Origin of the sequence: Bradyrhizobium sp. Leo170, from assembly GCF_004296405.1 — a bacterium.
Taxonomy (GTDB): Bacteria; Pseudomonadota; Alphaproteobacteria; order Rhizobiales; family Xanthobacteraceae; genus Bradyrhizobium.
The window spans coordinates 1-21,413 of sequence record NZ_PSRR01000008.1; the positions used below are offsets into that span (position 1 = coordinate 1).

Annotated in this window: 20 protein-coding genes; 6 read left to right on the forward strand and 14 right to left on the reverse strand. The window is 59.7% G+C overall.

Annotation, left to right across the window (positions count from 1 at the left end; genetic code table 11):
* Positions 1-296 precede the first annotated feature (296 nt).
* On the reverse strand, positions 297-2,357 hold the full coding sequence (locus CWO89_RS02845; RefSeq protein ID WP_130577162.1) for a DUF1217 domain-containing protein: 2,061 nt from the start codon (positions 2,355-2,357) through the stop codon (positions 297-299).
* Positions 2,358-2,571: 214 nt separating this feature from the next.
* On the reverse strand, positions 2,572-2,931 hold the full coding sequence (locus tag CWO89_RS02850; protein ID WP_245475660.1) for a hypothetical protein: 360 nt from the start codon (positions 2,929-2,931) through the stop codon (positions 2,572-2,574).
* Positions 2,932-3,450: 519 nt separating this feature from the next.
* Here CWO89_RS02850 and CWO89_RS02855 point away from each other — a divergent pair.
* Positions 3,451-4,677, forward strand: coding sequence for a cupin domain-containing protein (locus CWO89_RS02855; RefSeq protein ID WP_130577163.1), 1,227 nt, complete (start codon positions 3,451-3,453; stop codon positions 4,675-4,677).
* Positions 4,678-4,787: 110 nt separating this feature from the next.
* On the opposite strand, the gene CWO89_RS02860 is transcribed toward CWO89_RS02855, so the two are convergent.
* The gene (locus CWO89_RS02860; protein ID WP_130577164.1) at positions 4,788-6,440 is read right to left on the reverse strand and encodes an alpha-keto acid decarboxylase family protein; all 1,653 of its coding nucleotides are present in this window, start codon (positions 6,438-6,440) and stop codon (positions 4,788-4,790) included.
* 201 nt (positions 6,441-6,641) lie between these two features.
* On the opposite strand from CWO89_RS02860, the gene CWO89_RS45670 reads away from it, so the two are divergent.
* Complete coding sequence (locus tag CWO89_RS45670; protein ID WP_165420964.1) at positions 6,642-6,857, forward strand: hypothetical protein; 216 nt, start codon at positions 6,642-6,644, stop codon at positions 6,855-6,857.
* A gap of 64 nt (positions 6,858-6,921) precedes the next feature.
* Here CWO89_RS45670 and CWO89_RS02870 read toward each other — a convergent pair whose 3' ends face one another.
* A complete protein-coding gene (locus CWO89_RS02870; protein WP_349644860.1) occupies positions 6,922-7,677 on the reverse strand; it encodes an AraC family transcriptional regulator in 756 nt (251 codons plus the stop codon).
* A gap of 209 nt (positions 7,678-7,886) precedes the next feature.
* On the opposite strand from CWO89_RS02870, the gene CWO89_RS02875 reads away from it, so the two are divergent.
* Positions 7,887-8,897: a pyridoxamine 5'-phosphate oxidase family protein gene (locus CWO89_RS02875; RefSeq protein ID WP_130577165.1), complete on the forward strand. Its 1,011-nt coding sequence runs from the start codon at positions 7,887-7,889 to the stop codon at positions 8,895-8,897.
* Positions 8,898-9,020: 123 nt separating this feature from the next.
* On the opposite strand, the gene CWO89_RS02880 is transcribed toward CWO89_RS02875, so the two are convergent.
* From CWO89_RS02880 to CWO89_RS02900, 5 genes are all read right to left on the reverse strand, one after another.
* A complete protein-coding gene (locus CWO89_RS02880; protein ID WP_502702883.1) occupies positions 9,021-10,106 on the reverse strand; it encodes an IS5 family transposase in 1,086 nt (361 codons plus the stop codon).
* A gap of 211 nt (positions 10,107-10,317) precedes the next feature.
* Positions 10,318-10,836 carry a GNAT family N-acetyltransferase gene (locus CWO89_RS02885; protein ID WP_165420965.1) on the reverse strand — a complete coding sequence of 173 codons (519 nt, stop codon included), beginning with the start codon at positions 10,834-10,836 and terminating at the stop codon, positions 10,318-10,320.
* A gap of 241 nt (positions 10,837-11,077) precedes the next feature.
* Positions 11,078-12,091: a SphA family protein gene (locus tag CWO89_RS02890; RefSeq protein ID WP_165420970.1), complete on the reverse strand. Its 1,014-nt coding sequence runs from the start codon at positions 12,089-12,091 to the stop codon at positions 11,078-11,080.
* A 228-nt stretch (positions 12,092-12,319) separates the two neighbouring features.
* Entirely contained in the window at positions 12,320-13,750 is a 1,431-nt protein-coding gene (locus CWO89_RS02895; RefSeq protein WP_130577169.1) for a DUF1254 domain-containing protein, read from the reverse strand.
* Between the two features lie 151 nt (positions 13,751-13,901).
* Positions 13,902-14,570: a hypothetical protein gene (locus tag CWO89_RS02900; RefSeq protein WP_502702884.1), complete on the reverse strand. Its 669-nt coding sequence runs from the start codon at positions 14,568-14,570 to the stop codon at positions 13,902-13,904.
* Between CWO89_RS02900 and CWO89_RS46805 the strand changes: the two genes are divergently transcribed.
* Complete coding sequence (locus CWO89_RS46805) at positions 14,564-14,890, forward strand: hypothetical protein (RefSeq protein ID WP_207234387.1); 327 nt, start codon at positions 14,564-14,566, stop codon at positions 14,888-14,890. The two genes, CWO89_RS02900 and CWO89_RS46805, sit on opposite strands and share 7 nt — an antisense overlap.
* Here CWO89_RS46805 and CWO89_RS49060 read toward each other — a convergent pair.
* Positions 14,772-15,158 (reverse strand): helix-turn-helix domain-containing protein, encoded by a 387-nt coding sequence (locus tag CWO89_RS49060; protein ID WP_130577213.1) that lies wholly within the window; start codon positions 15,156-15,158, stop codon positions 14,772-14,774. The two genes, CWO89_RS46805 and CWO89_RS49060, sit on opposite strands and share 119 nt — an antisense overlap.
* Before the next feature lie 336 nt (positions 15,159-15,494).
* Between CWO89_RS49060 and CWO89_RS02910 the strand changes: the two genes are divergently transcribed.
* Together CWO89_RS02910 and CWO89_RS02915 are read left to right on the forward strand one after the other, a co-directional pair.
* The gene (locus tag CWO89_RS02910; protein WP_130577170.1) at positions 15,495-16,544 is read left to right on the forward strand and encodes an AraC family transcriptional regulator; all 1,050 of its coding nucleotides are present in this window, start codon (positions 15,495-15,497) and stop codon (positions 16,542-16,544) included.
* A 65-nt stretch (positions 16,545-16,609) separates the two neighbouring features.
* Positions 16,610-17,476 (forward strand): hypothetical protein, encoded by an 867-nt coding sequence (locus CWO89_RS02915; protein WP_165420966.1) that lies wholly within the window; start codon positions 16,610-16,612, stop codon positions 17,474-17,476.
* Between the two features lie 74 nt (positions 17,477-17,550).
* On the opposite strand, the gene CWO89_RS02920 is transcribed toward CWO89_RS02915, so the two are convergent.
* From CWO89_RS02920 to CWO89_RS02935, 4 genes are read right to left on the reverse strand one after another with little or no spacing between them, the layout of a single operon-like run.
* Positions 17,551-18,435, reverse strand: a complete 885-nt coding sequence (locus CWO89_RS02920; RefSeq protein ID WP_130577171.1) for an alpha/beta fold hydrolase — start codon at positions 18,433-18,435, stop codon at positions 17,551-17,553.
* Positions 18,436-18,450: 15 nt separating this feature from the next.
* A complete protein-coding gene (hydA, locus tag CWO89_RS02925; RefSeq protein WP_207234383.1) occupies positions 18,451-19,860 on the reverse strand; it encodes a dihydropyrimidinase in 1,410 nt (469 codons plus the stop codon).
* Positions 19,860-20,633, reverse strand: a complete 774-nt coding sequence (locus tag CWO89_RS02930) for an aspartate/glutamate racemase family protein (protein ID WP_130577173.1) — start codon at positions 20,631-20,633, stop codon at positions 19,860-19,862. Before CWO89_RS02930 ends, hydA begins: the two co-directional genes overlap by 1 nt.
* A complete protein-coding gene (locus tag CWO89_RS02935; protein WP_245475661.1) occupies positions 20,630-21,370 on the reverse strand; it encodes a GntR family transcriptional regulator in 741 nt (246 codons plus the stop codon). The genes CWO89_RS02930 and CWO89_RS02935 overlap by 4 nt, the downstream gene beginning before the upstream one ends.
* Positions 21,371-21,413 lie beyond the last annotated feature (43 nt).

Sequence of the window (21,413 nt, forward strand, 5' to 3'; positions counted from 1 at the left end):
TGTTGCCGGGGCGCGTCTGCGATGCGCCGCCCTTGCCGTCCTCGGTGGCGGTTGGCTGCGGGGCAGTCGGCGTCGCTGGGGCTGCAGTCTCGTTGGTTGCTGGTTCGGCCATGGTTTTGTCGGCGGACAGGCAAATCCTGATTTGCTGGATATCAAGCGAACCTTGCGTGAAACCTACGATCCCCTGGGCCACCGGGACGTGATGTTGGTGTTAGCAGCGGATCTTCCGCGATCGCAGCAGTCCGTCAGGTGCGCATCCGGAATGCAGCCTCCATATTGCCGGGAGCTGCGGCTGTTCAACGTTGCTTGCCCAACAGCGCGATAGACAGGAGCGTGTCTTGACTGATGCCTGCGCCTGCCCCTTGCAGGATGGCGAGCGCTGGTGACGTGGCCTGGCTGCTGTTGTTCTTCACGTCGTACATCGCAGTAAACCGCTTTAACAGCGCTGCAACTTTCTCCGGATCGGCGAGATCCTTCAGGTTGAGGTGTTTTTCTACGATCTTTGCTTGCTGATCGACGTCCATGCTTCCCATCTCGTCGGGCAGATTGTAGGTGGTTCGAAACACCTGCGCGAGAGCCTGGTCAGCAAGGATATCGTATGCGGACGTGATCTGTGCGGACTTTCGTTCGAAATACAGCGCCAGGCGAACACCCGCATTCGCCTCTCCCTGCTGCGCTTCCAACGTTTGCTGGAGGTAGCTGTTCTGCGTTTCCAGGAGCTGGTCTCGCCGCTGCGGTCCTATTGTCTCTATCCGGGCGACGTTGCCTTCCTTGTCGAAATTGAACGATGCCGCGATCTCGGCAAAGCGGGAGTCGCTGGCGGTGTTCGCGAAGCTCTTGGGATCGTTCAGATCGGAATTGAAGATCTTCTTGAGATAGTCGTTGGTTACCTTCGCGGGATCCAGGCCGTTTGCGACGAGAACGATATCGACCAATTTCCTGTCCGAGAGCAGCTCGGAAACGCTCTCGATGCCTGCGATCGTGGTCTGGTAATACTTGGCGTCCTTCTCAGCCGTTTGTCGAAGGCTGTCCTTCTCCGCGGCGCTTGCAAATCGCGTTTTTGCAACGATGTAGTCCTTGACGATCTGCGTGACTTCAACCGAGTTCTGCGCCAGCAGGGGCGTTGTCAGGTTGCCCTTGCCGTCAAAGTTGAAAGCATGCGCGAGCTGTAGGTATCGGTCGTCTCCGAGGGTATAGGCATAGCTTGTCGGCTCGCTCAGATCGCTGGTGAGCACAGCCTTGATCGTGACCGGCGAGACTTTTTCCGGGTCGAGGCCAGCCGCCTTGAGTGCGAAGTTATAGACGTTCGGCGTCGACATGAACTGTTCAACTGACTTTATCTTAGAAATATTGGCCCTGAACTGCGTGATCGCGAGGGTTTCATTTTCTTCCTCCGCGTCGAGATATTCTGCCCCCTTGGTGAGAACGAACTTGTCGTTGGTGCTGGTCCGGTTCGCGTCGGTCTGAGCGGATTTGCCGGAAGCAAGCGTTCCATCTGCCGAAAACTCGAACGCGCCGGCGAGATCGAAATAGTGGCCGATCGTGGAGAGAGAGTTTTGGTAGCTCGATATGTCTGCCTTGCTTTGCGCCAACCGGTTTGTTTCGGTCGTAATCTTCGCTCTCAAGCCTGTCACATCGGCGCCAGGTTGCGATAGCTGCGCCATGTACTGCGCAATTTTCGAATTGGCATCGGTGGCAACCGCCTGGGCTTGACCGAGGCTGGCATTGATCGCATCCTTCTGGGGACCCAAAACGGTGTTAACATAACTGTTTGGATCGGATGGATCGCTGCTCAAGACCTTCCGTATCGTGTCACGCGACCAGTTGCTGTCATCGATCTCGAACGCCTCAAACACATATGTGCGAAGGCGGTCGTCGTTCAGCAGATCATCGACGTTTTTGACCCTGCCGATCACGATGTTGTAGTAGCGCGTGTCTTCGTCGATTGCGTCAACCCGCCTCTGGACCGCTGCCGTGTACAAGCCGATCATCTCGTCAGTCTGGTTTGACGATTGCGCAACGGGCGTATCCGAGCCTGTGAAGGAAAATGCCGAAGCAAAATCCCGGAAGCGCTTGTCCGTCAGTTTGTTGGCGAAGCTGTTCGCGTCGAGGAGATTGCTCTCCAGCACCTTTTTCATGAAGGCTTTTGCATAGATCATATCCTCCAGCCCATATGCCTTCATCGCATATTGGTAGAGTCGATCGTTCTTCAGAAACTCGTCGACGGTTTTGACCTTGCCTATGTTGTCTTTGTAATAGGCGGCGCTTCGTGTCACGTCGGGCTGCTGCGCAACTCGCGTCAGCGACTGCTGGAGGTTGCGCACGACGGAATTGTAGCTGGCGTACGTCGACACCATCAAGACATCCTTTTTGGAAAGCTCTCTGATATAATGACCATCTTGCTTGCGTGAAGCTGGCAGCGATGCCGGGACAAGGCGGTCGCGCAGTATCGGCGGCTTCCGCGCCTGGGGATCAAGGTGGCGTCCGGCGAAAGCCGTTGGTGTTCCGCCAAGCCATGTTCCGACACAGACGTCACCGAGAGCAGGGCCGTATCAGTGTTGCGCAGGCTGGTCAGTTGCGCTGGGCCGTCCAATAGCCTGCGCAGCGCGCATTGCCGGAATGACCGCTCCAGGTTCCACGACCTGATGGACCGACGAGCCTGCCGGATCCGGAAGCGTATTTCTCGTGCACGGTCACGGAGGCGCGGACGGCGCCGGATCGCGCCACGCGCCCCCTGAAATTCACCAGATTGGGATGAGTGACGATCCCGTTGATGATGTTGACGGAGAAACTGTATGTCGGATCGCAGGGACCGTATTGCGTGACGAACAGGAGACTCCAGGGGCCGTCATAGGCAGACCGCGCGTCGGCATTGGTAACGAGGAGCGAGCCCATGCCGGCGATTGCGAGTGCGAGCAGAAGCCGTTTCATGACATTATCTCCGAAGGTTGCGCTGGTAACAGCGTGAACATCGTAAACTACGGATCATTGGCGATATCATCCGCAGCGATATCCTGACGGGGACAGATGTAGGCTGGCTTCCACAGGCGGTCCCGTAAAATCCCGTTAGGCCACCTCACTATGGCGTTACAGCGGATAGCAGCGGCCTTGCGGGCCGCATTCTGGTGGCGCCATGGCAGAGAGAATGCGCACCCGCTGAGGGCAAGCCGGAGGATGTTGCTCAGTCAGTCTACTGACGAAAATCCCGGCTCTCGAACGCAAGACAATTGACCTTGGAATGGAGTTGCCGGCCCCCGCGGATGCGGCGGATGCAGGACGACACTGCTATCTTTTCAATTCTGCCGCGAGGACCGTGCGCCCATATACAGATGCATGGTGAACGGTCGCGCCCTGCATCCGCAGTCAGCAATCGATGACGCTGTGAGGATCTCAGGTTCCCGCGTCCGTGGCAGCATCCGCTTAGAGCCTCGAACCATAGGACATAGCATCATGGATTCCATTTCTCGTCGCCAAATGCTGGCAGCGACCGCTGCCGGGAGCCTCCTCACGACCACCGCTATCGCACAGGCTCAATCCGCAGACGCGGTCCCGCAGCCCCAGCGGCCGGGTCGCGGCGGCACCGATCCCGGTCCGCGAGATCTGACGCGGGACCGGCAAAACCCGGATATGCTCGTACCGCCCTCGACCGATCACGGCAGCTTGCCGAACCTGCGCTTCTCGTTTTCCGATGCGCATATGCGGCTGGAGACAGGTGGCTGGACCCGCCAGGTGACCCGGCGCGAACTCGGCGTTGCCACGGCCCTTGCCGGCGTGAACATGCGGCTGAATGCCGGTGGCGTGCGCGAGATGCATTGGCACAAGGCTTCCGAATGGGCCTATATGCTTTACGGCAAAGCCCGCATTACGGCAGTCGATGCCAAAGGGCGTTACTTCATCGATGACGTCAGTACGGGTGACCTCTGGTTCTTTCCTTCCGGAGTTCCGCACTCCATCCAGGGCCTCGGTCCCGACGGTTGCGAGTTTCTCCTCGTTTTCGATGACGGCGATTTCGATGAAGACAACACCTTCATGATCGCCGACTGGCTCAAGCGCACACCGACCGAGGTGCTCGGCAAGAACTTTGGGGTGCCAGCTTCATTGTTCGACCAGACCCCTGAGGAAAGCCAGCGCTACATTTTCCCAGCTCCCTTGCCGGGCCCGCTCTCCTCGGACAACATTCCGGAAGCAACGCCCGTGCCGCAGAGCTTCAGTTCTCGGCTCATGGCGCAGGATCCCATCAAGACCGCGAGTGGGACGGTGCGGATCAGCGATTCCACCGTGTTCCCGATCAACACCACGACGGCCGCAGCACTGGTCGAGGTCAATCCGGGCGGATTGCGCGAGCTGCACTGGCATCCCAACGGGGACGAGTGGCTCTATGTCATCGAGGGGCAAGCACGCATGGGCGTGTTTGCAGGTCAGGGCCAGGCGCGCACCTTCGATCTCCGCGCCGGCGATGTCGGTTACGTGCCGGTCGCGATGGGCCACTATCTTGAGAATACAGGCCCTAGCCCGTTGCGATTCCTCGAAACGTTCAAGAGCCCTTACTTTGTCGACTTCTCCCTCGACACATGGATGGCATTGACGCCGCCGCCATTAGTGGATGCGCATCTTAAGCTCGATCGACAAGTGACGGATAAGCTACGTAAGACCAAGGCGCCGGTCGTGCCGGATTAGCCGCGGGTCGGTAGTCGTCGACACGCAGGTCATTGGAGGCATCGGCACACGGTCGCCCCATCGTCTCGCGCTGCGGCCATCTATCGACTGCGCCGACGATAGACGGCCGTTCAGGACATGCGATACAGGGATTTCGCATTGTCGCGCAGGCGGAGCGGGAACGGCGGTGCTTCATCTGGTGGAGTAAGGACCTCGATGTAGACGCCGCTGTGTGCACCTGCGGCGTTTCGCAACGCTTGGTCGAGTTCGCCGCAAGTCGTCGCTCGCGCCGTCATCCAGCCGTCGCAACCTAATACCCGCGGCAGCTCGGCATATCGCCAGGATGGGACGTCGTTGTAGGCGATGGCAGGCTCCTTGGCGAGCAGCCGCTCGATAAGATAGCCGCCGTTGTTCAGCACGAAGATCACCGGTTTCAAACCGAGACGGGCAAACTGACTGATTTCCTGCACCGTGAATTGATGAGAACCTTCTCCGGTGATGAGTACCGTGCGTCGGTGTGGGGCGGCGGCAGCGGCACCCAGCGCGGCCGGCGTTGCCCAGCCGATCGATCCCCACAGTCCCTGGTTATGGAAGCGCGCTCCCTGCGGCAGCCGCGCGAAAGCCAGCCCCATGGAGGCGGTGCCGGTCTCCGCGACGACGATGTCGTCAGGTCGTATGAACTTGCTCCAGCGCGAATATAGCGCGGCAGCCGTGATAGGATCGTCGCCACCGCCGCTTCCCGCGCCTAGCGAGTCGGCATGGGGCGGGGTGACGACATTGTTGTGCTTGCTCAGGCGCTTCGCAAGGGCGGCGAGCACATCGGCCATCTCGAGGCCGGAATGCGTGCGCCCCTGCAATGTGGTGTGGTGATGACCTATCGAAATAAGCCGCGCCGGCTCCAGTTTGGCCGTGAAGGCGCCGGTGTTCAGGTCACTGAACAGCGTGCCGACGGCGAGCACAAGATCGCAGCTCTCGACAAACTGGCGCACGTTCTCGTTCATCAATCGGCCGGCATACATTCCGACATAAGCTGACTGGCTTTCGTCGAGCACGGATTTGTCGAGAAACATGGTGGCGAATGGCAAGCCGGATGCGTCGACAATCGCCTGCATTGTCTGCTGCAGGCCGGTACGCGCCACCAGGAGGCCTGGCAGGATGCACGCCGTCTTGGCCCGATCGATGCCTGACAGGATTGCATTCACAACCTTCTCGAGAAGGACGGGATCGCTTCCAGGAGCAGCAATAGGTTGAGCGCTTCCAAGCACGGGTCGATCGGCGAGATCGGCGGGGAAGGCCATGTAGACAGGTCGGAGGTGATAGAATGCCTCAAACAGAAGGCGTTCGGTCTCATATGCAGCATTCTGCGGCGTCATGACCGAGTGTGCGCAGACCACCGGTTCGCTCATCCGGCGAAACAGATCGAATTCACCGTTGCCCAGCGTATGGTGCAGCACGGAGCGCGCGGCTTGCGCAGACGTGGGCGGCATTCCGACCAGGTGGAAAACGGGGAGATGTTCGGCGTAGGCGCCGGCGATGCCGTTCAGCGCGCTGAGCTCGCCCACGCCATAGGTGGTGCAGACCGCGCCGGCGCCCTTGATCCGCGCATAGCCATCAGCGGCATAGGCGGCGTTGAGCTCGTTGCAGCACCCGATCCAACGCAGACCCGGTTCGCTGTACGTCGCATCGTTGAGCGGAAAGGAGAAGTCGCCCGGAACACCAAAGACGTCGGTGATGCCGACATCGCGCAGCCGTGAAAGGACATGCTGAATAACGGTTCTGGGCATCACGCGGTCTCGTCAACAGTCGCGACAAAATCGAACGGTGAACTCGACCTGTGAGCGGTCTCGAATACCCATCTCGCGCAGGGTTTGATCATCAAGCGCAGCGAGTGCGCGGACCGCTCGCCTGACTTCACGCTCGTTTTCCCACTGCGTCCACAATGAGGGCGTGCTTGAGAGGGAAGTATTGAAAGAAGACCTGTCCACATGAAACTCCACAACCTGCTCGCAGAAGTAAATGTGGTTTTCCTCTGTTACGGCACGATAACCCTGCGCGTAAATCTGGTTACATCGGCAATAATTGACCGTGCCGCGATCACAATTCACTCGGCGTTGAGCTTCCGGGGAAACTGCCGCTGGCAATCGAAGGTCGCCGATAAACTAAAAGAGAAATCTGTGCTTGCGCCTGTGACGGCTGCGTGATCGCCGCAACAACCCGATCATCGAAAAGGTGACAGAATGTTGCTGTGGCATCTCTCCAGTGCTTTCAAATCCGAGCAGACGCAAGCGGCCCCTGCCGTTCTGCCATATAGCGGCCTGGCGTTGTGCCGAGCGCCTTCCTGAACATCGTGACGAAACTGCCCGCGCTCTCATAACCGAGATCCATGGCCACTTGCTGAATCGTTGCGCCGCTCGCCAGCCATTGCAGCGCGAGCACGATGTTGAGCTGCTGCCGCCAGCGGCCGAAGGTCATGCCGGTTTGTCGGGCAATCATGCGCGCCAGTGTTCGCTCGCTAAGCCCGGCGCGCTTGGCCCAGATCTCCATCGTCCCCTGGTCCGAAGGATCGGCCATCATCATGTCGACGATCTTGCGCAGCCGGCGATCCGTTGGCATCGGCAGATGCAACTTGCCCACCGGCGCCACCGCGACTTCGTCGAGCAGGAGGGCCACAAGGTGCGTCTCCATGCCACCCTCGGGATAAGCAATCGGGAAACTGGCAGACCGGACCAGAAGCTCCCGCAGGAGCGGCGTGACCGAGATCGTGCAGCAGTTTGCGGGCAGGTTCGGTGCGACGGCGGGATCGATAAACGCATTATAGCCTTCGATCTCGCCTGCCGCCTTGACGCTGTGCGATACGTCGCCCGGAATCCAGATTGCGCTTTGCGGCGGCACGATCCAAAGGCCGCCTTCCAGCTCGCAGGTCAGAACGCCGCGCAATGACAGCAGGAGCTGCGCCTTCCGGTGACTGTGAAAATCGAGCTCAACGCCGGTCGTGACCGTCGTGATGCCGTAGGTGATCACGCGCGCGCCACCTCATCCGGGTCGACGAAGCCAGTTCGGTCGCTCAGATCGGTAAGGATTGGCATTCCAATCGATTCCAATTTCCGTGGAAGTGCATTGGCAGGAATTCAGAATATAATGTCAGAATTGGCTGATGTTGCCAATCGCGTGAAGGCCTATCCGTCCTAAGCCGTCATTGGCGCAAGCGCTGAACTCTTGGTGGATTTTGGATGAGCAAACAGATCGCCTCTGTCGCCGAACTTGAAGCGATCATCGGCAAGACGCCCCTGCCGATGACGCTCAAGGTGATTGATCATCTTGATGAAGGTGCGTTGCACTGGATCCGGCTTTCGCCGTTCAGCTTTACCGCCTTCGGTGACGCTTCGGGCATCGCGGTGACAATGGCGGGCGGAAAGTGCGGCTTCGCATCGGCCAGCGCGCACGAACTGCGGCTACCCACCGCGTTGCTCGATGATGCGGCACTCGCCCGGCCTGGTGTCGGGTTCGCCTCCCTGTTTCCGCTTCCAGGCATCACCGAGACGTTGCGAGTCAACGGAAGGGTGGCCGAGGTTCGGCACGACGAAATCTGTGTCGCGGTGGAGGAATGCTACGGTCATTGCGGCAAGGCTCTGATCCGCTCGGATTTCTGGACGGCTGCGCCGATCGCCGCGGCGCCATCGGATCTCTCGGCCTTCATCGCCGATTGCCGTTTCCTTGCGCTGGCCACCACGGACGCTCAAGGCCGCGCCGACCTCAGCCCGAAGGGCGATCCTGCCGGCATGATGGCGCATCTTGACGGCTCGCGGCTCTGGTTTGCCGATCGTCCGGGAAACCGTCGCGTCGATAGTTTTCGCAACATCATCGCTCAGCCCCGCGTCGCCGCCGCGCTGCTCATCCCTGGTTCGAGCCATATCGTGAGGTTGTCGGGGACAGCTCACATGACCGACGACGAAGCGATGCGCGCGCAATTCCGGGTGCAGGACAAGACGCCGGCGCTCGCCATAGGGATCGACGATCTCAGCGTCACGATGTCCGAAAGCCCCGCCCTCGTTCGAACGCATCTCTGGCCAATGTCCGGCCGCCCCGCCATCGACCCCGCGAAAGTCTTCACCGAGCACATCAAGCTCAACAAGGCCAGTGGATTGGGAGCCCGGCTTACGAGCGCTGCGTTGTCTGTTCCCGGTGCGACGGGCCTTCTGAAGAAGGGTCTGGAGCACGAATACAAAAATAATCTCTACTAGCAGTCTGCTGAAAAACCTTGAAATGGAGAGTTTTTCGTACTGTCGGCGGTCGTTGTTGGAGCGGTGCGGTGGAGTTGGATGTAATTTTTAGCCTGTTGTTGGGTGCAACCTGACGCGGGGTGGCTAAACGGCAAGTAGTTTGGGAATGCGGATCAGGTTGTAGGCGATCAGATTGAGCAGGAAGTCGGCGGCGACGCGAGCGATGCCGCGATGTTTGGTCTTGCGCATGGTGCCATGCTGCTTGCTCCATCCGAAGATGCACTCGACCATCGCCCGGCGTGATTGCGACATGCCGTACCCCGGATGCCGCGTGGTTCGTTGGTCGATGGCGCTGTTGCGGGTCTTGCCGGTTTTGGTGATGGCCAGGTTCTGTGTCACATGCGGCGTCACGCCGATGGCGCGAAGATTGGCGACATGATCGGCGGTATCGTACGCCTTGTCCTCACCGGCCGTGATGCGGCGGCCTGCGGCTTTACGTCTCGCCTTCAGCATGATCTCCGAAGCCCGGCGTTCGGCGACGCCATTGGCATGCGTGACCCTGCCGGCCACCGCCAGCCCATGCCGGTTCTCCGTGGTGGCGTGGCCCATATAGCAAAGCTTGGCCTCGCGTCCGGCCGCCTTGCGATAGAGCCTGCTGTCCGGATCGCTGGTACTCGCATGGGTGTCGTTCTTGCGCTTCTGGCCGTGGAAGTTGGCGCCGTCATCATCGTCGCCGCTGCCGTCCTTGGGGCGGAAACTCTTCTGCGAAGCCCAGGCTTCGATCAGCGTCCCGTCCACCGAAAAATGCTCGTCCGACAGCAGCGGCTTGACCTGAGAATGGTTCAGAAGTCTGGTCATGAACTTCGTGAACACATCGCCGTTCTGCAGCCGCTCCCGGTTCTTGGTGAAGGTGGTCGGGTCCCAGACCGGATCGTCCGGCGACAGTCCCACGAACCAGCGATACAGAAGATTATAGTCCAGTTGCTCCATCAACTGCCGTTCGGAGCGGATGCCGTAGAACACCTGCAGCAGCAGGGCGCTCAGCAATTGCTCCGGAGGGATCGAAGGACGTCCCTCGCTGGCGTAGAGCCTCCCAAGGCTGCGGTTCAAATCACTCAAAACATCCCGGACAAGTTCCCGGACCTTCCGCAGCGGATGGTTCGCTGGCACACGCTTATCTGGCGCGATGTACGAAAACAGGCCGCCTTGATCCGTAAACCTGCCGCGCACGATCATCTCCACCGATTCGAGATGATAAAGTGAATCATCAAGCCCCCTCCGTGGCGAGGGGGTTTCTTCAGCAGACTGCTAGAGCGTTTTCGAGCGAAGTGGACACCGGTTCGCGTGAAGAAAACGCGTCAAAACAAGAATCTAGAGCGTCGGTTCTGATTCAATCTAGAGCATGATCCGTTCAAAGCGATTGCGAGGACAGGTCCACCTCTTAGGACGACCGGCTCCCGCGCACAGCTTCGGTGCCATGCTCAACGGACGGCGGAATTGCAAACGCGAACATCGATAGTTGTACGTCAGGGGAGAATACGAACGGTGTAGTGCCTATCTTGTTGGCGCCAAGACGGGCGTAGAAATCGACAGAACTTGGGCTCGAGTTAATCAGGATCACATTTCCTGCCATCTTTCTCGAAAGCTCCACTGCGGTGGCAAAAAGTCGTGTGCCAACGCCCCTTCGCGAATAGGCTGGATCAACAAAAATACTATCCAGGAGAGTTAGGCCTCCGATTCCCGTCGGTCTTACAGCCACATAGCCGTGCGAAACGCCGGCTTCGCTCTTGGCCACAAAGACCAGTCCGGCGGCAATAAGCGAAAGGTTGACCTTGAGTGCGGGCATGAAGCGGACGATCGCATCATCGTCGTACCCGTCATTCCTGGTCGCGCGAACTGCGATTTGCGAAAGCTCCTCGGCTTCGTCAACACGTGCAGGCCTAATGAGATTGTTTGTCATGATTGGTCCCTGCTCCAACATCACCCAAATGGCCGCCGCGGATCGAATTTCAAGGAGTGTAGCGGATGCAGCCAATTGCCGGTCCACGCAGCAAGGTCGCTGAGCGGGTAGTTTTCAGCTCTGGGTTCAGGAGCCGACTTCGATCGAAGCCGCCGACGCGTCCATTCGGGGCCAGCAGGCGACATCCGGAAAGGCGCGGCAAATCTGGCGATGTAGGCTCGTGTCACCGCCGTGACCATGACTATTTCGTCACTATCCGCCGGGTTGGCGTCACGGTGCTGGTCGGCGCCGTTGGCGAGATCGAGAACGTCAGCCACGTATTCCAGCCGGCCGGGCGATTCTCCGCGGCAAATTCGCCATATCCCTTTAGGTTCAAATATCCCTGCATGTCACCAACAGGAAAAAGAAAGCCGATCTGAGGACCGACTCCCAATACCCGGGATCGGAAGCCTCCTAGGACGGGGTGCGCGCCGAAATCATCAGTGATCTGCTGATAGGCATAACCCACCAAACCAACGAGAAGCTGCTTCGATAAAAACTGAGAGGCACCCCAATCCACGTGGAAGTCGATACCGTTCTGATACTGCGTATCCTGATTCTTGAAATTGTAGGTGAAGCCCGCGACAGCAGAAAATTCATGCCCCGTCTGCGGATTGAAGTAGGTATAGCCGCCGCCGGCATCAACGGCGGCATGGCCGATGCCGAGATTGGCGAGGCGGGTCGGACTGTACGCCCCAACGGGAATATCTCCCGTCACATAGGCCATGAAATTGTGCACCCCGGCGTTCCACTTGAGAGTTGCCTGCGGGTAAAGATCGCCGACCGATGTGATTGAATCGGCAATACTGCCTGTGCGAGTCATCGCCAGCGGGCCGACTGCTGCCGTCAGCGTTCCGTCAAGATTTGCGCTGGAACGCCCGAACAGACCGATTACGCCGATGGCAAGTTGTCCGCCCAGCACTGGCGTTGCAAACGTGTAGGTGGGATTGAGTAGCACGAGATCGGCCTGCGCATTCAGACGAAGGTTCAGGTCGACGTTCACCGTAGCGGGGATCCTGCCGACCTGGATTTCCCGCGCGGCCGCCGTACGGCCGAAAGCGCTTACGCTGCTGTGATAGTAGACCTCGCCCATCGACCAGCCGGGGACCTGAGGGGTTGCTGCAAGGCTGCCGAAGCGGCCGGGAAGCCAATATGAAACACCACCTTCGTCGGCGTGGACGGTTGCAGACGGAATGGATGTCATCGCCATTGCCATGGCGATGACTGAGTTTCTGAATCGGAAACGGATCCCGGGCCTTGTCTTGTCGCGCCTGTTGGACTGTCCCTTTTTTCGAAGATCAAAAAGCCACATATCACACCCCCGCCCTTTATGCGTATCGCGCAACGATCTTTGCTGCCCGCGTGATTGTTTTGGCGGTACAGCGCAAAGCCGGAACACTTCGGCTCAGGCCGGCCCACTCGGGGCCGGCCTGAGTTCAAGTTCTCAAGCCCCGACCTTCCTGGCGGCAGGAACCGTCCATGTGCCGTTGATGATGGACGGGTCCGTTTCCTCAGGCCAGTACATGCGGAGCATGAGTATGAAATCTCCCTCAGGGGCGGGAAGCCAGTTTGACTCCTTGTCTTTGCCCGGGGAGTCCTTTTGAATGTAGAGCTCGACCGAGCCGTCCGCGTTTTCCTTCAGGTCTTCACGAGCGCTGATCGAGTAGCGGTTGATCGGATTCTTCACGAAGAAGTAGCTGCTATCGTACATCGTGAGCGACCAGAATCCCTCCACAGGAGGCAGGTGGCCTTTGGGAAACCGCATGACGTACTTGTTCGCACCGTTGTACTTCTGATCATTCGCATCCTTTTGCGAAACCGGGTACACCGCATCCTGCGGACGATTGGCGCCGAGTCCGATCGCGGTCACCAGGGCTCGCATCGGATAGTCGGTGCCATAGATGCCGGTCTTCGTTGTGAAGGCAAAGCCATTCTCATCCCTGATGGCTTTGTTGATCTTGAACTGAAGCATGATCCTGTCGAACGACACCTCGGGCAAGCGCTTCAGGAAGTCCGCCTTGAGCTTGCTCTCGTCAAAATCCTGCCCGGGAACGATGCCGATGCGGGCAAATTTGGCAAGTTGGGGCGCATCCGCTGCGTATGGCGGATTAGCTTTCATCAGCTCGCACAGCAGCTTGAAATACGACACCGCGTCCATGCGATTGACCTGCTCGCGGACCGCGGTCTTCATGTCGATCGACGGATCGACTTTTCCCGCAGGTGGCGTGTACGGCTTGCCGTAAGCACTGAGCGGTACGAGCTTGCACTCATCCTGCAGCTTGTGGACGGCGGCGTAATCCTCCGGCGTGCCGGTGCAATAGATGCGGCCAAGCAGCCACACGATATTGGTGGGCGATTTGTACTCCTTCACGCCGGCTGGCAGCGTGCCCTTCCACCCGGGTCCGGTGATCGCGTAAGTCTGCGCGCCGGTACCGGTGGTGCGCTTCCCTGGGACTTGAAACACCGTCGTCCAGCCGTCCAGCATTGGCATCAAGAAATAGCGCCCCTTCATGTCCGGGATGCTGAGGACCCACGGCTCTTTCCCGACGTCGAAGAAGGAGGTTGTGTAGAGAGTGTCCGCGTTCGGCGCGGTGACATCCCTGAACGAAGCGTCCGGATATTGGCGCAGCTTGATGATATGGCCCATCGGCCCCCGCGTTCCGACGGGTTCAGCAACATTGGTGATGACCCGGCGAGTCATCTCCATCGTCACCAACGGATAGCCGAAAATGTAGGCGTCGCTCGCGAGCCAGAAATCCTCCAAGCCTTGACCCACTCCGAGGAAAGAATCCTGGGCAAGGACTGATCGTGTTGCGGCCGCTCCTGCCAGCAGCCCCATTCCACCAAACGCAAGGGATCGACGGGTGATGTTCATCGTTTATCTCCTTCTTGAAACAAATACAAAGGACGGCTGATGACTTCAGATGTGGCTCTCATGCCATGAGGCTGACAGCGACTGACCAAATGACGAGGCGGTCGGGATGAATTGCGCGGGCGGCAGCTACGATGCCGCCAGTCAGCGCAGCTCAATAGCAAGGCGGATAAGGATAGTATCCGCACCGGGGCGCGTAGTACGCATAGGCCGCGGCTCCGGCCACAGCGGCCGCTCCCGCAAAGGCCGCGCCTCGGTAGAAAGCACCGCGCCAGGCCGTTCGGCGGGCGACGCCCGCAAAGGACAGCGGAGTGAACGGTCGGCCAATGATGTCGATAAAAACCGATGCCGGTCCATCAGCTCCCACAAGATCGCCTTCGAGAATATCGACATCGAAAGTCAGCTTGTCGTCCTCAAGCTTGGGCGATTTCAGCACGACAACGGCGTCGATCACCGACGATCCGTCTTTCTTGAAACCGGAAACCGTAGCGTTCGGTGGATCTTTGGCGAAGTTGTCGCTGCCGTTGCCCCAATCCTCGACAATTCGCGTCGTGAGATCGTGACCGGCTGCCCGAACAGGTCGATCGGCAAACACGATGGCATTCGGCGAAATTCCCGTCAGCACAAGCTTGCCGTCTTTCAAGCTCGCACCGCGCGAATTGAGGACGAAGAGGGACGGCACGACTTCCGGCTTTGCCTGGCCTATGGATTTCTCAAGCGGAATATGCGGCTTGCGTTCGGGTGCCGTTTGAGCAGAAAGTTCTTGGGGGCAGACCAGCAATCCGCCGGCGCAAAATGCGAATAGAGCAGCACGAAGTGTCATGGTTATTCTCTCCGTTGAAAGAGGGATTGTTTCTTTTCGGCCGGCTCCTATGGCTTTCAAAAATCGTCCGGCGCATCTTCTTCTGCGCCTTCAAAAAAGTGGCTCCCCAGCAGCCGGGCAATCGGCAAGCAGCTTGGCTAAGCATTTCGCGCCAATTCAGATCGCGAGTCTTGCCATTTCGCGCCAATCGTCCGGATCAGTTCAGCGGTCAGTCGCGCAAGTTCTTCTGCGAAGGCGTGCCCGCTCCTGCTTACGGGCAAGTTGCTGCTGTCTGTAAACAACGGGTTGAACTTTCATCAAACGCACGAAAGTGCGGCTGAAGCTGCTTGCATTCGTATAGCCGAGGAATTTTGCGATATCGGACAGGCGCTTGCTTGAGTCCACGAGCAAGCGGCAAGCGATACTCAAGCGAACTTCCGCAAGCATTGCGCTGTGGCTTGTGCCCATGCGACCGAGATGGCGCTGCAAGGTGCGCGTGCTGATTTTGCAGGCGCGAGCTGTGCTATCGAGAGTTGCGTCACCGTGTCGCAGTGCCGCGATTATGGCCGCTCGGACCGCCTGAGATGAAGGCAAACGGACAGCTCTCATCGGTTTGTGTGAGGCGTGAAGCCCATGTTCCCTCAAGAGAAAAACCGATGCTTCGAGCTTACACGCATTTTCAGGACCAATCTGGCCATCAGCCGCCAAAATTTTTCGTCAAATGGAAATATTCGAGCGCCTTGCGCGCCATGCCGTGCCAGGCACGACCTGACAATCGACAAGGCAAGACAGTTGCCAGCCTGCCAGAGCGTTTTCGAGCGAAGTGGATACCGGTTCGCGTGAAGAAAACGCGTCAAAACAAGAATCTAGAGCTTCGGTTCTGATTCAATCAGAACCGAAAATGCTCTAGTCTGCCACCGCGGCAGACTTCTTGGGCAGGTAGTGATGACCGTTATTCCATTGACGCGTTGCCAATTTCTCATGCCATTTGCTGAGATTCATTCAGAGATCGGCGGACCCACCGCGGCGCTTCTCGCCAAATTTCGGCTCCCTACGTCTTTGGAGGAAAAAGCCGATCACTACGTGCTGCTGCTGCCGGCCGTTCGCTTTGCGACGGCCGCCCAGGAAAAGCAGGGGCTGTCGGAGATCGCCTTTCGCGCAGCCCAGAGGCTCTCATTCGATCATTTGAGCGATGCCATGCGAGTTCGAATCCGGCATTCACCAACTCTGCTGGTTGCTCTTCAGCAGATGTGCAAGTGGGCGCCGGTCGAAGATACAAATCTGCGTCTATGGCTGGAGCCGTACGACGAAAGCGTGAAAATTTGCAGCAGGCTCATTGGAACGGAAGGTATTTCCCATCTTGAGATGTCCCAATGGCTTCAGAACATATTCGTCCTGCACATCGTCCGTCAGTTCGCGGGCGCGTACTGGACTCCAAGAGTGATCGCGTTTGAAGCCAATTATGTACCGAGCAAGGAAGTTCAATCGCATTGGCCGGATACACGCTTCATGTCAGGTCAGAAAGCCTCATGGATCGAAGTGCCGCTGCAATTCTTGAGCTATCCCAATCGAGCAGATGTTGTCCGGTCTAATTTGCACGAGACCGAGCGGCAGCCTTTCAGCAACGACGTCGTCAGCATTCTCAAGTTGACTTTACCATCGTATCTTGATGAAGGAGGCCCGGCGATAGTGCAGGCTGCCGAGATGGTTGGACTAAGCGTCAGGAGTCTGCAGCGGAAGCTCGCGCTGGCCGGGCTGACATACTCGGGCCTGCTTGAGCAGGTCCGCTTCAACAATGCGATGCAGCTTCTAAGCGATACCGAGAACAAGATCATCGACGTAGCATTCTCATCGGGCTATGCAGACCCTGCCCACTTTGCTCGCGCTTTCCGACGGATTTCCGGATTCACCCCGCGAGAGTTTCGGGAAAGGTCGAGGAGCGGACAGGCTGAGATCGACCTTCGCGCCTGCCAACTTGATGAAGGTCGTCTCTAGAGAAGATTTACGCCTTGGATGCTCCTCAATGCAGCGGCACAGAATTTTCAGCTTTCAGGCTGATCTTGAAAGCTGGACTGTACGCGACATTGATCCTCTCCGCTGGAACAGCCTTTGGCGCAAATGATGATGACGGCGCCATCAGCGCGTCGATACCGGCGATCTATCTTGATCTGAGGACAATCTACGCGCAGGTGCCGGCAGGATCGCTCGCATTCGGCTTTGGACGTCCAACTCTGTTCAATGCGTTGCGAACGCTCGCAACACCGAACCGCGCGGCGTTTCCGACCGGCCTGCCAGCAGCAAAATCGCTCAACGTCGATTTTCCGTTGACGGTCGATGTCACGGACAGTGTCTCGCTATACGGAGGCGTCTCCGGCAGTTCGACGGAGTTCGGAGGCACTGGGTGGTCATCCTTTCAAGTCACAAGCTGGAACATCGGCTTCCAGGCGGATCTCTACCAGCAGAACGGCGGGACCTTCCCGACCGTGACGCTGCAATCGACGATCACACAGTCGATCCCCAATGGTCCGCTGGCCACAACCTCTTTCAACAACATTCTCGAATTCGATTATGCACTTGATTCCGATGAAACCAGAGGCATCCTCGCCGGCTTCCAGGACACACGCACTGACGTCGGCACTCCGCTCGTGAAGATCAACCCGAACACGATCGCCTATGTCGGCGGCTACTATCAATGGTCCAATAATTGGAAATTCACTGGCCGCGTGGGCGTGCAGTCCTTCGAAGGGGCGCAGCTTCTAACCCTTGCGCCCATTCAGCCCTTCACACAACCGATCGTTCGGCTCGATCTCGATCGCATGGACGATAACGACAATAGGCTGTTTGGCCTCACAGCCGAAATCATGTGGGTGCCGAAGCCCGCCTATCAACTGACGGTCAGAACGCCCCTGTACGCAGTCCGCAATTAGCCGGCGCTCCTGGCGTGAGCCGACAAGCACCAAAACGACACTGTGTCTGTTGCTTTTTCAATCCACGAGCGCCATTAATCCTTCATTCCGGTGATCGAGGTGCTGACAGCCCGTGGATCGCGGAGCGGCCAGCGGTCGCAATCGACCTGGGCCAGGAAATCGCCGACGATCCGGTTGTACTCCTCCGGCTCCTCGATGTTGATCGCATGCCCCGAATTCGGCATCACCGCGAGCGCGGCGGACGGAATGCTCTGCTTCATGAGAATGCCCGGCAGCAGGCACGGCCAATCCTCATCGCCCGTGATAATCAACGTCGGCACGGTGATGCGCTTCATCTCCTCGACCAGCGAATAAAGCGAAGGCCGCTCCTTCTGCACCCCTTGCTGCGTGTTGGCCGATCCGATCGCCGAATGTTCGGCCAGCATGGTCTTGAACTCGGCGTGACCGCGCGGATCCTTGTTTTGATACTGCACGCGCGTCGGCCCATAGGCATAGCGCTCGGCGAACGCCGGCATGCCGTCGCGCCGGATCATGTCGGCGATCACGTCGGCCTCAGCGCGGAACGTCTCGCGCTTGTCGGGCTCGGCGCCGTAACCGCAGCCGCCGATGCAAAGTGACAGCGCCCGCTCGGGATGACGCAGGCCGAAATGCAGGGTCGCGAAGCCGCCCATCGACAGGCCGATGATATGCGCCTGCCGCTCGCCGATATGATCGAGCACCGCGAGGATGTCGTCGGCCGCGCGTGCCTGCGAATAGGATGAGACCTGCTCGGGCACGTCGGACGGCGGGAAGCCGCGCGCGTTGAAGGCTATGCTGCGATAGCGCTTGCCGAAATGCCGCATCTGCAGCTCGTAGCTGCGCAGATCTCCGGCGAATTCATGAACGAAGATGGCGGGGCGGCCGCTTCCCGTTTCCTCGAAATAAAGGCGCACCCCGTCGTCCGTCGTCGCATAGGGCATGTCGATCTCCCTCCGTCAGAAATTGGTCGTCGCCGCGGGCTTGCTCCGCGGCAGGTAGGTGCCATGGCCCTTCGCCCCGACCAGGATGCCATCATCGACCACCACGCGTCCGCGCACCATGGTCAGCACCGGCCAGCCCGTGACCTCGAGCCCCTCATAGGGCGTGTAATCCGCGCCATCATGGATAAGCCCGTGGCGGATCGTGACCTTGCGCTTCGGATCCCACAGCGCGATGTCGGCGTCCGATCCCACCGCGATCGTGCCCTTGCGCGGATAAAGGCCGTAGATTTTCGCGTGATTGGTCGCGCTGAACGCGACGAAATCGTTGAGGTCGATGCGGCCCTTCACCACGCCTTCCGAGAACAGGATCGGCAATCGTGTCGCCACGCCGGGAATGCCGTTCGGCACCCAGCGGAAGCTGGTACGGCCCTTGGGCACGAGCTTTCCCTGCGGGTCATCATAGCGGAACGGGCAATGGTCGGATGAGAAGACCGAGAACACCTTTTGCTGCAGGCCTTCCCAGCACGCCTGCTGGCTCGCGACGTCACGCGGCGGCGGCGAGCACACATACTTGGCGCCTTCCATGTTGAGCTGTTCGAGATCGTTCTCGGTCAGAACCAGATATTGCGGGCAGGTCTCGCCCATCACGTTCAATCCGCGTTGCCGGGCGCGGCGGATTTCCTCCATCGCGTCGCGGTTCGACACATGCACGATCATGATCGGCACGTCGACGAGCTCGGCCAGCGAGATGGCGCGATGCGTGGCCTCGCGCTCGACCGGAATTGGCCGCGAGGTCGCATGAAAGCGCGGCGCTGTCTTGCCGGCGCGTTCGAGGCGATCGGTGAGGAAGCGGATGGCGTCGAAATTTTCCGCATGCACCATCAGCATGGCGCCGGTCTCGCGCGCGACCGACATGGTTTCGAGCAGTTCGCGGTCCGACAGCGCCAGCCCCTCATAAGTCATGAACACCTTGAGCGAGGTGTAGCCGTCCTCCACCAGCGCCGGCAGCTCCTGGCCGAGCACCTGCTCGGTCGGGTCGGTGACGATGAGGTGAAAGGCGACGTCGACGTGACATTCGCCCTCCGCCAGCGCGTGGTAGCGCCGCAGTGCCTCGCGCAGCGTCTGGCCTTTCTCCTGCAGGCAGAACGGCAGCACGGTGGTGTTGCCGCCGAACGCCGCCGAGCGCGTGCCGCTGGCAAAGCCGTCGGCCATGACGATACCGTCGCCGGATGGCTGGGCGAAATGCACGTGGCTGTCGATGCCGCCGGGCAGCACCAGGCGACCGGTGGCGTCAATGATCGTTTCCGCCGTGCCGAGATCGCGCCCCAAGGCCACGATCTTGCCGCCCTGGATTCCGACGTCGCAGGCAAAGGTGTCGGCGGCGGTCGCAACGGTGCCGCCGCGGATGATGGTGTCGAACGGCATCAGTTGGACCCTCCTTCAGCGTCATGTCGCTTCCGATGTTCGATGACAGCGGCCAGCGGCTCCGCCAACCCAATGGTCGCCTTCGCATCGGGACGGCGGAATGTCCCGGCGACGGGCTTGCGCAGCTTCAGAACGGCGAGCGTCTCGGCCTGCCGCACCGCTGCGGCGATCGGATCGATCACCGGCACCGGAATGCGATGGCTGACCTTGGCAGCAAGGCCCGCCAGTGGCGCTCCGGAAAGAATGACGACATCGGCGCCATCCTGCTCGACGGCGCGGTTGGCGAGCGTCACCAGCATGTCTTCCTTCTCGGCCTGAACATCCGCAATGGATCGGAAGCCATCGTCGAGCGTCCGTATGCCGGCGCAACGCGCGCCGAGACCGTGCATGGCGACGCATTCCTGGTACCAGGGCGCGAGCGCGCGAGCGAACGTCACGATGGCAAATCGCTGACCGACCATGCAGGCGGTCAGCATCGCGGCTTCGGCCAGGCCCACGACTGGAATGTCAAACAGTTCACGCGCTCCGAACAGGCCTGGATCGCCGAAGGCGGCAATGATCGCTGCATCGATACCGGTGCTGGCCTCGGCCAGCATTTCCAGCGCGATGGCGCCGCCGATCTGCGCTTCGGCCCGGGTTGCGATATAGGGCACGCCGCGGCTCGCCGTCATCGCCACCAGCTCGGTGCCGGGCGTGGCTACTTGCGCGCCGGCCGCATGGAGCAGGTCGGTCACCGCTGTCGTTGTGTTGGGATTGAGCAGCAGGATCTTCACGGCGCGGCCTTTCTCGTGATGCCGCGCATGTTGGGCCGGGCTTTCGCCGGGCCGGCATCATCCGTCTCGCCATCCAGCGTGGTGGCCATGATCTCGCCGGTGCGGCGGACATGGTGGCCAAGCAGCCGTCCGGCGCGGTCGGCGTCACCGGCCTTGAGCGCGGCCAGAATGTCCTGATGCTCGCGCACCGATTCATCCCATCGACCATGGACCGACAGGGCAAAGAAGCGCGCGCGTTCCACCCGCGCCAGCAAAATATCGTGCGTGGCCTTCAACACCGCGTTGCGGGCGAAGTCGACGATGGCGCTGTGAATCTGCTGGTTGGTCTCGAAATATTCGCGCAGCTCGCCGCGCTCGTGGTGCCATTCGATGCGCTCCTGTAGCGCCTCCAGTCGCTCAACGTCGCGCTCCACCATCCGCGTCGCGGCGAGCTCGGCGGCGCAGCGCTCGATCCCGCTCACCGCCTCGAACAGATCGGTCAACTCTTCGCGCCGGAACGGCGCGACGACGGCGCTGCGGTTGAGCCGCAGTTCGACCAGACCTTCGGCCGCCAATTGCTTCAGGGCCTCGCGGAGCGGCGTGCGCGAGATGCCGAGCGCCTCGGACAGATCGGCTTCGAGCAATTGCTCGCCGGGCTGAAGATCGCCGCGCACGATCAATGTGCGAAGACGCGTCGCGGCCTGCTCATGCAGGCCGGTTCGCGGCACGCGCAGCCGTCGCCGTTGCAGCGCCGTCACGCCGCGGCGTGATTTGGGCTGTTTCCTGGTCTTGGTCGTTTTG

Coding starts and splice junctions, on each gene's coding strand:
- CWO89_RS02845 (WP_130577162.1), bottom strand. CDS start 2,357: ATGGTGTCGACGTACGCCAGCTACAATTCCGTCGTGCGCAACCTCCAG.
- CWO89_RS02850 (WP_245475660.1), bottom strand. CDS start 2,931: ATGAAACGGCTTCTGCTCGCACTCGCAATCGCCGGCATGGGCTCGCTC.
- CWO89_RS02855 (WP_130577163.1), top strand. CDS start 3,451: ATGGATTCCATTTCTCGTCGCCAAATGCTGGCAGCGACCGCTGCCGGG.
- CWO89_RS02860 (WP_130577164.1), bottom strand. CDS start 6,440: ATGCCCAGAACCGTTATTCAGCATGTCCTTTCACGGCTGCGCGATGTC.
- CWO89_RS45670 (WP_165420964.1), top strand. CDS start 6,642: ATGAAACTCCACAACCTGCTCGCAGAAGTAAATGTGGTTTTCCTCTGT.
- CWO89_RS02875 (WP_130577165.1), top strand. CDS start 7,887: ATGAGCAAACAGATCGCCTCTGTCGCCGAACTTGAAGCGATCATCGGC.
- CWO89_RS02885 (WP_165420965.1), bottom strand. CDS start 10,836: ATGACAAACAATCTCATTAGGCCTGCACGTGTTGACGAAGCCGAGGAG.
- CWO89_RS02890 (WP_165420970.1), bottom strand. CDS start 12,091: ATGGCAATGGCGATGACATCCATTCCGTCTGCAACCGTCCACGCCGAC.
- CWO89_RS02895 (WP_130577169.1), bottom strand. CDS start 13,750: ATGAACATCACCCGTCGATCCCTTGCGTTTGGTGGAATGGGGCTGCTG.
- CWO89_RS02900 (WP_502702884.1), bottom strand. CDS start 14,570: ATGACACTTCGTGCTGCTCTATTCGCATTTTGCGCCGGCGGATTGCTG.
- CWO89_RS49060 (WP_130577213.1), bottom strand. CDS start 15,158: ATGAGAGCTGTCCGTTTGCCTTCATCTCAGGCGGTCCGAGCGGCCATA.
- CWO89_RS02910 (WP_130577170.1), top strand. CDS start 15,495: ATGACCGTTATTCCATTGACGCGTTGCCAATTTCTCATGCCATTTGCT.
- CWO89_RS02920 (WP_130577171.1), bottom strand. CDS start 18,435: ATGCCCTATGCGACGACGGACGACGGGGTGCGCCTTTATTTCGAGGAA.
- hydA (WP_207234383.1), bottom strand. CDS start 19,860: ATGCCGTTCGACACCATCATCCGCGGCGGCACCGTTGCGACCGCCGCC.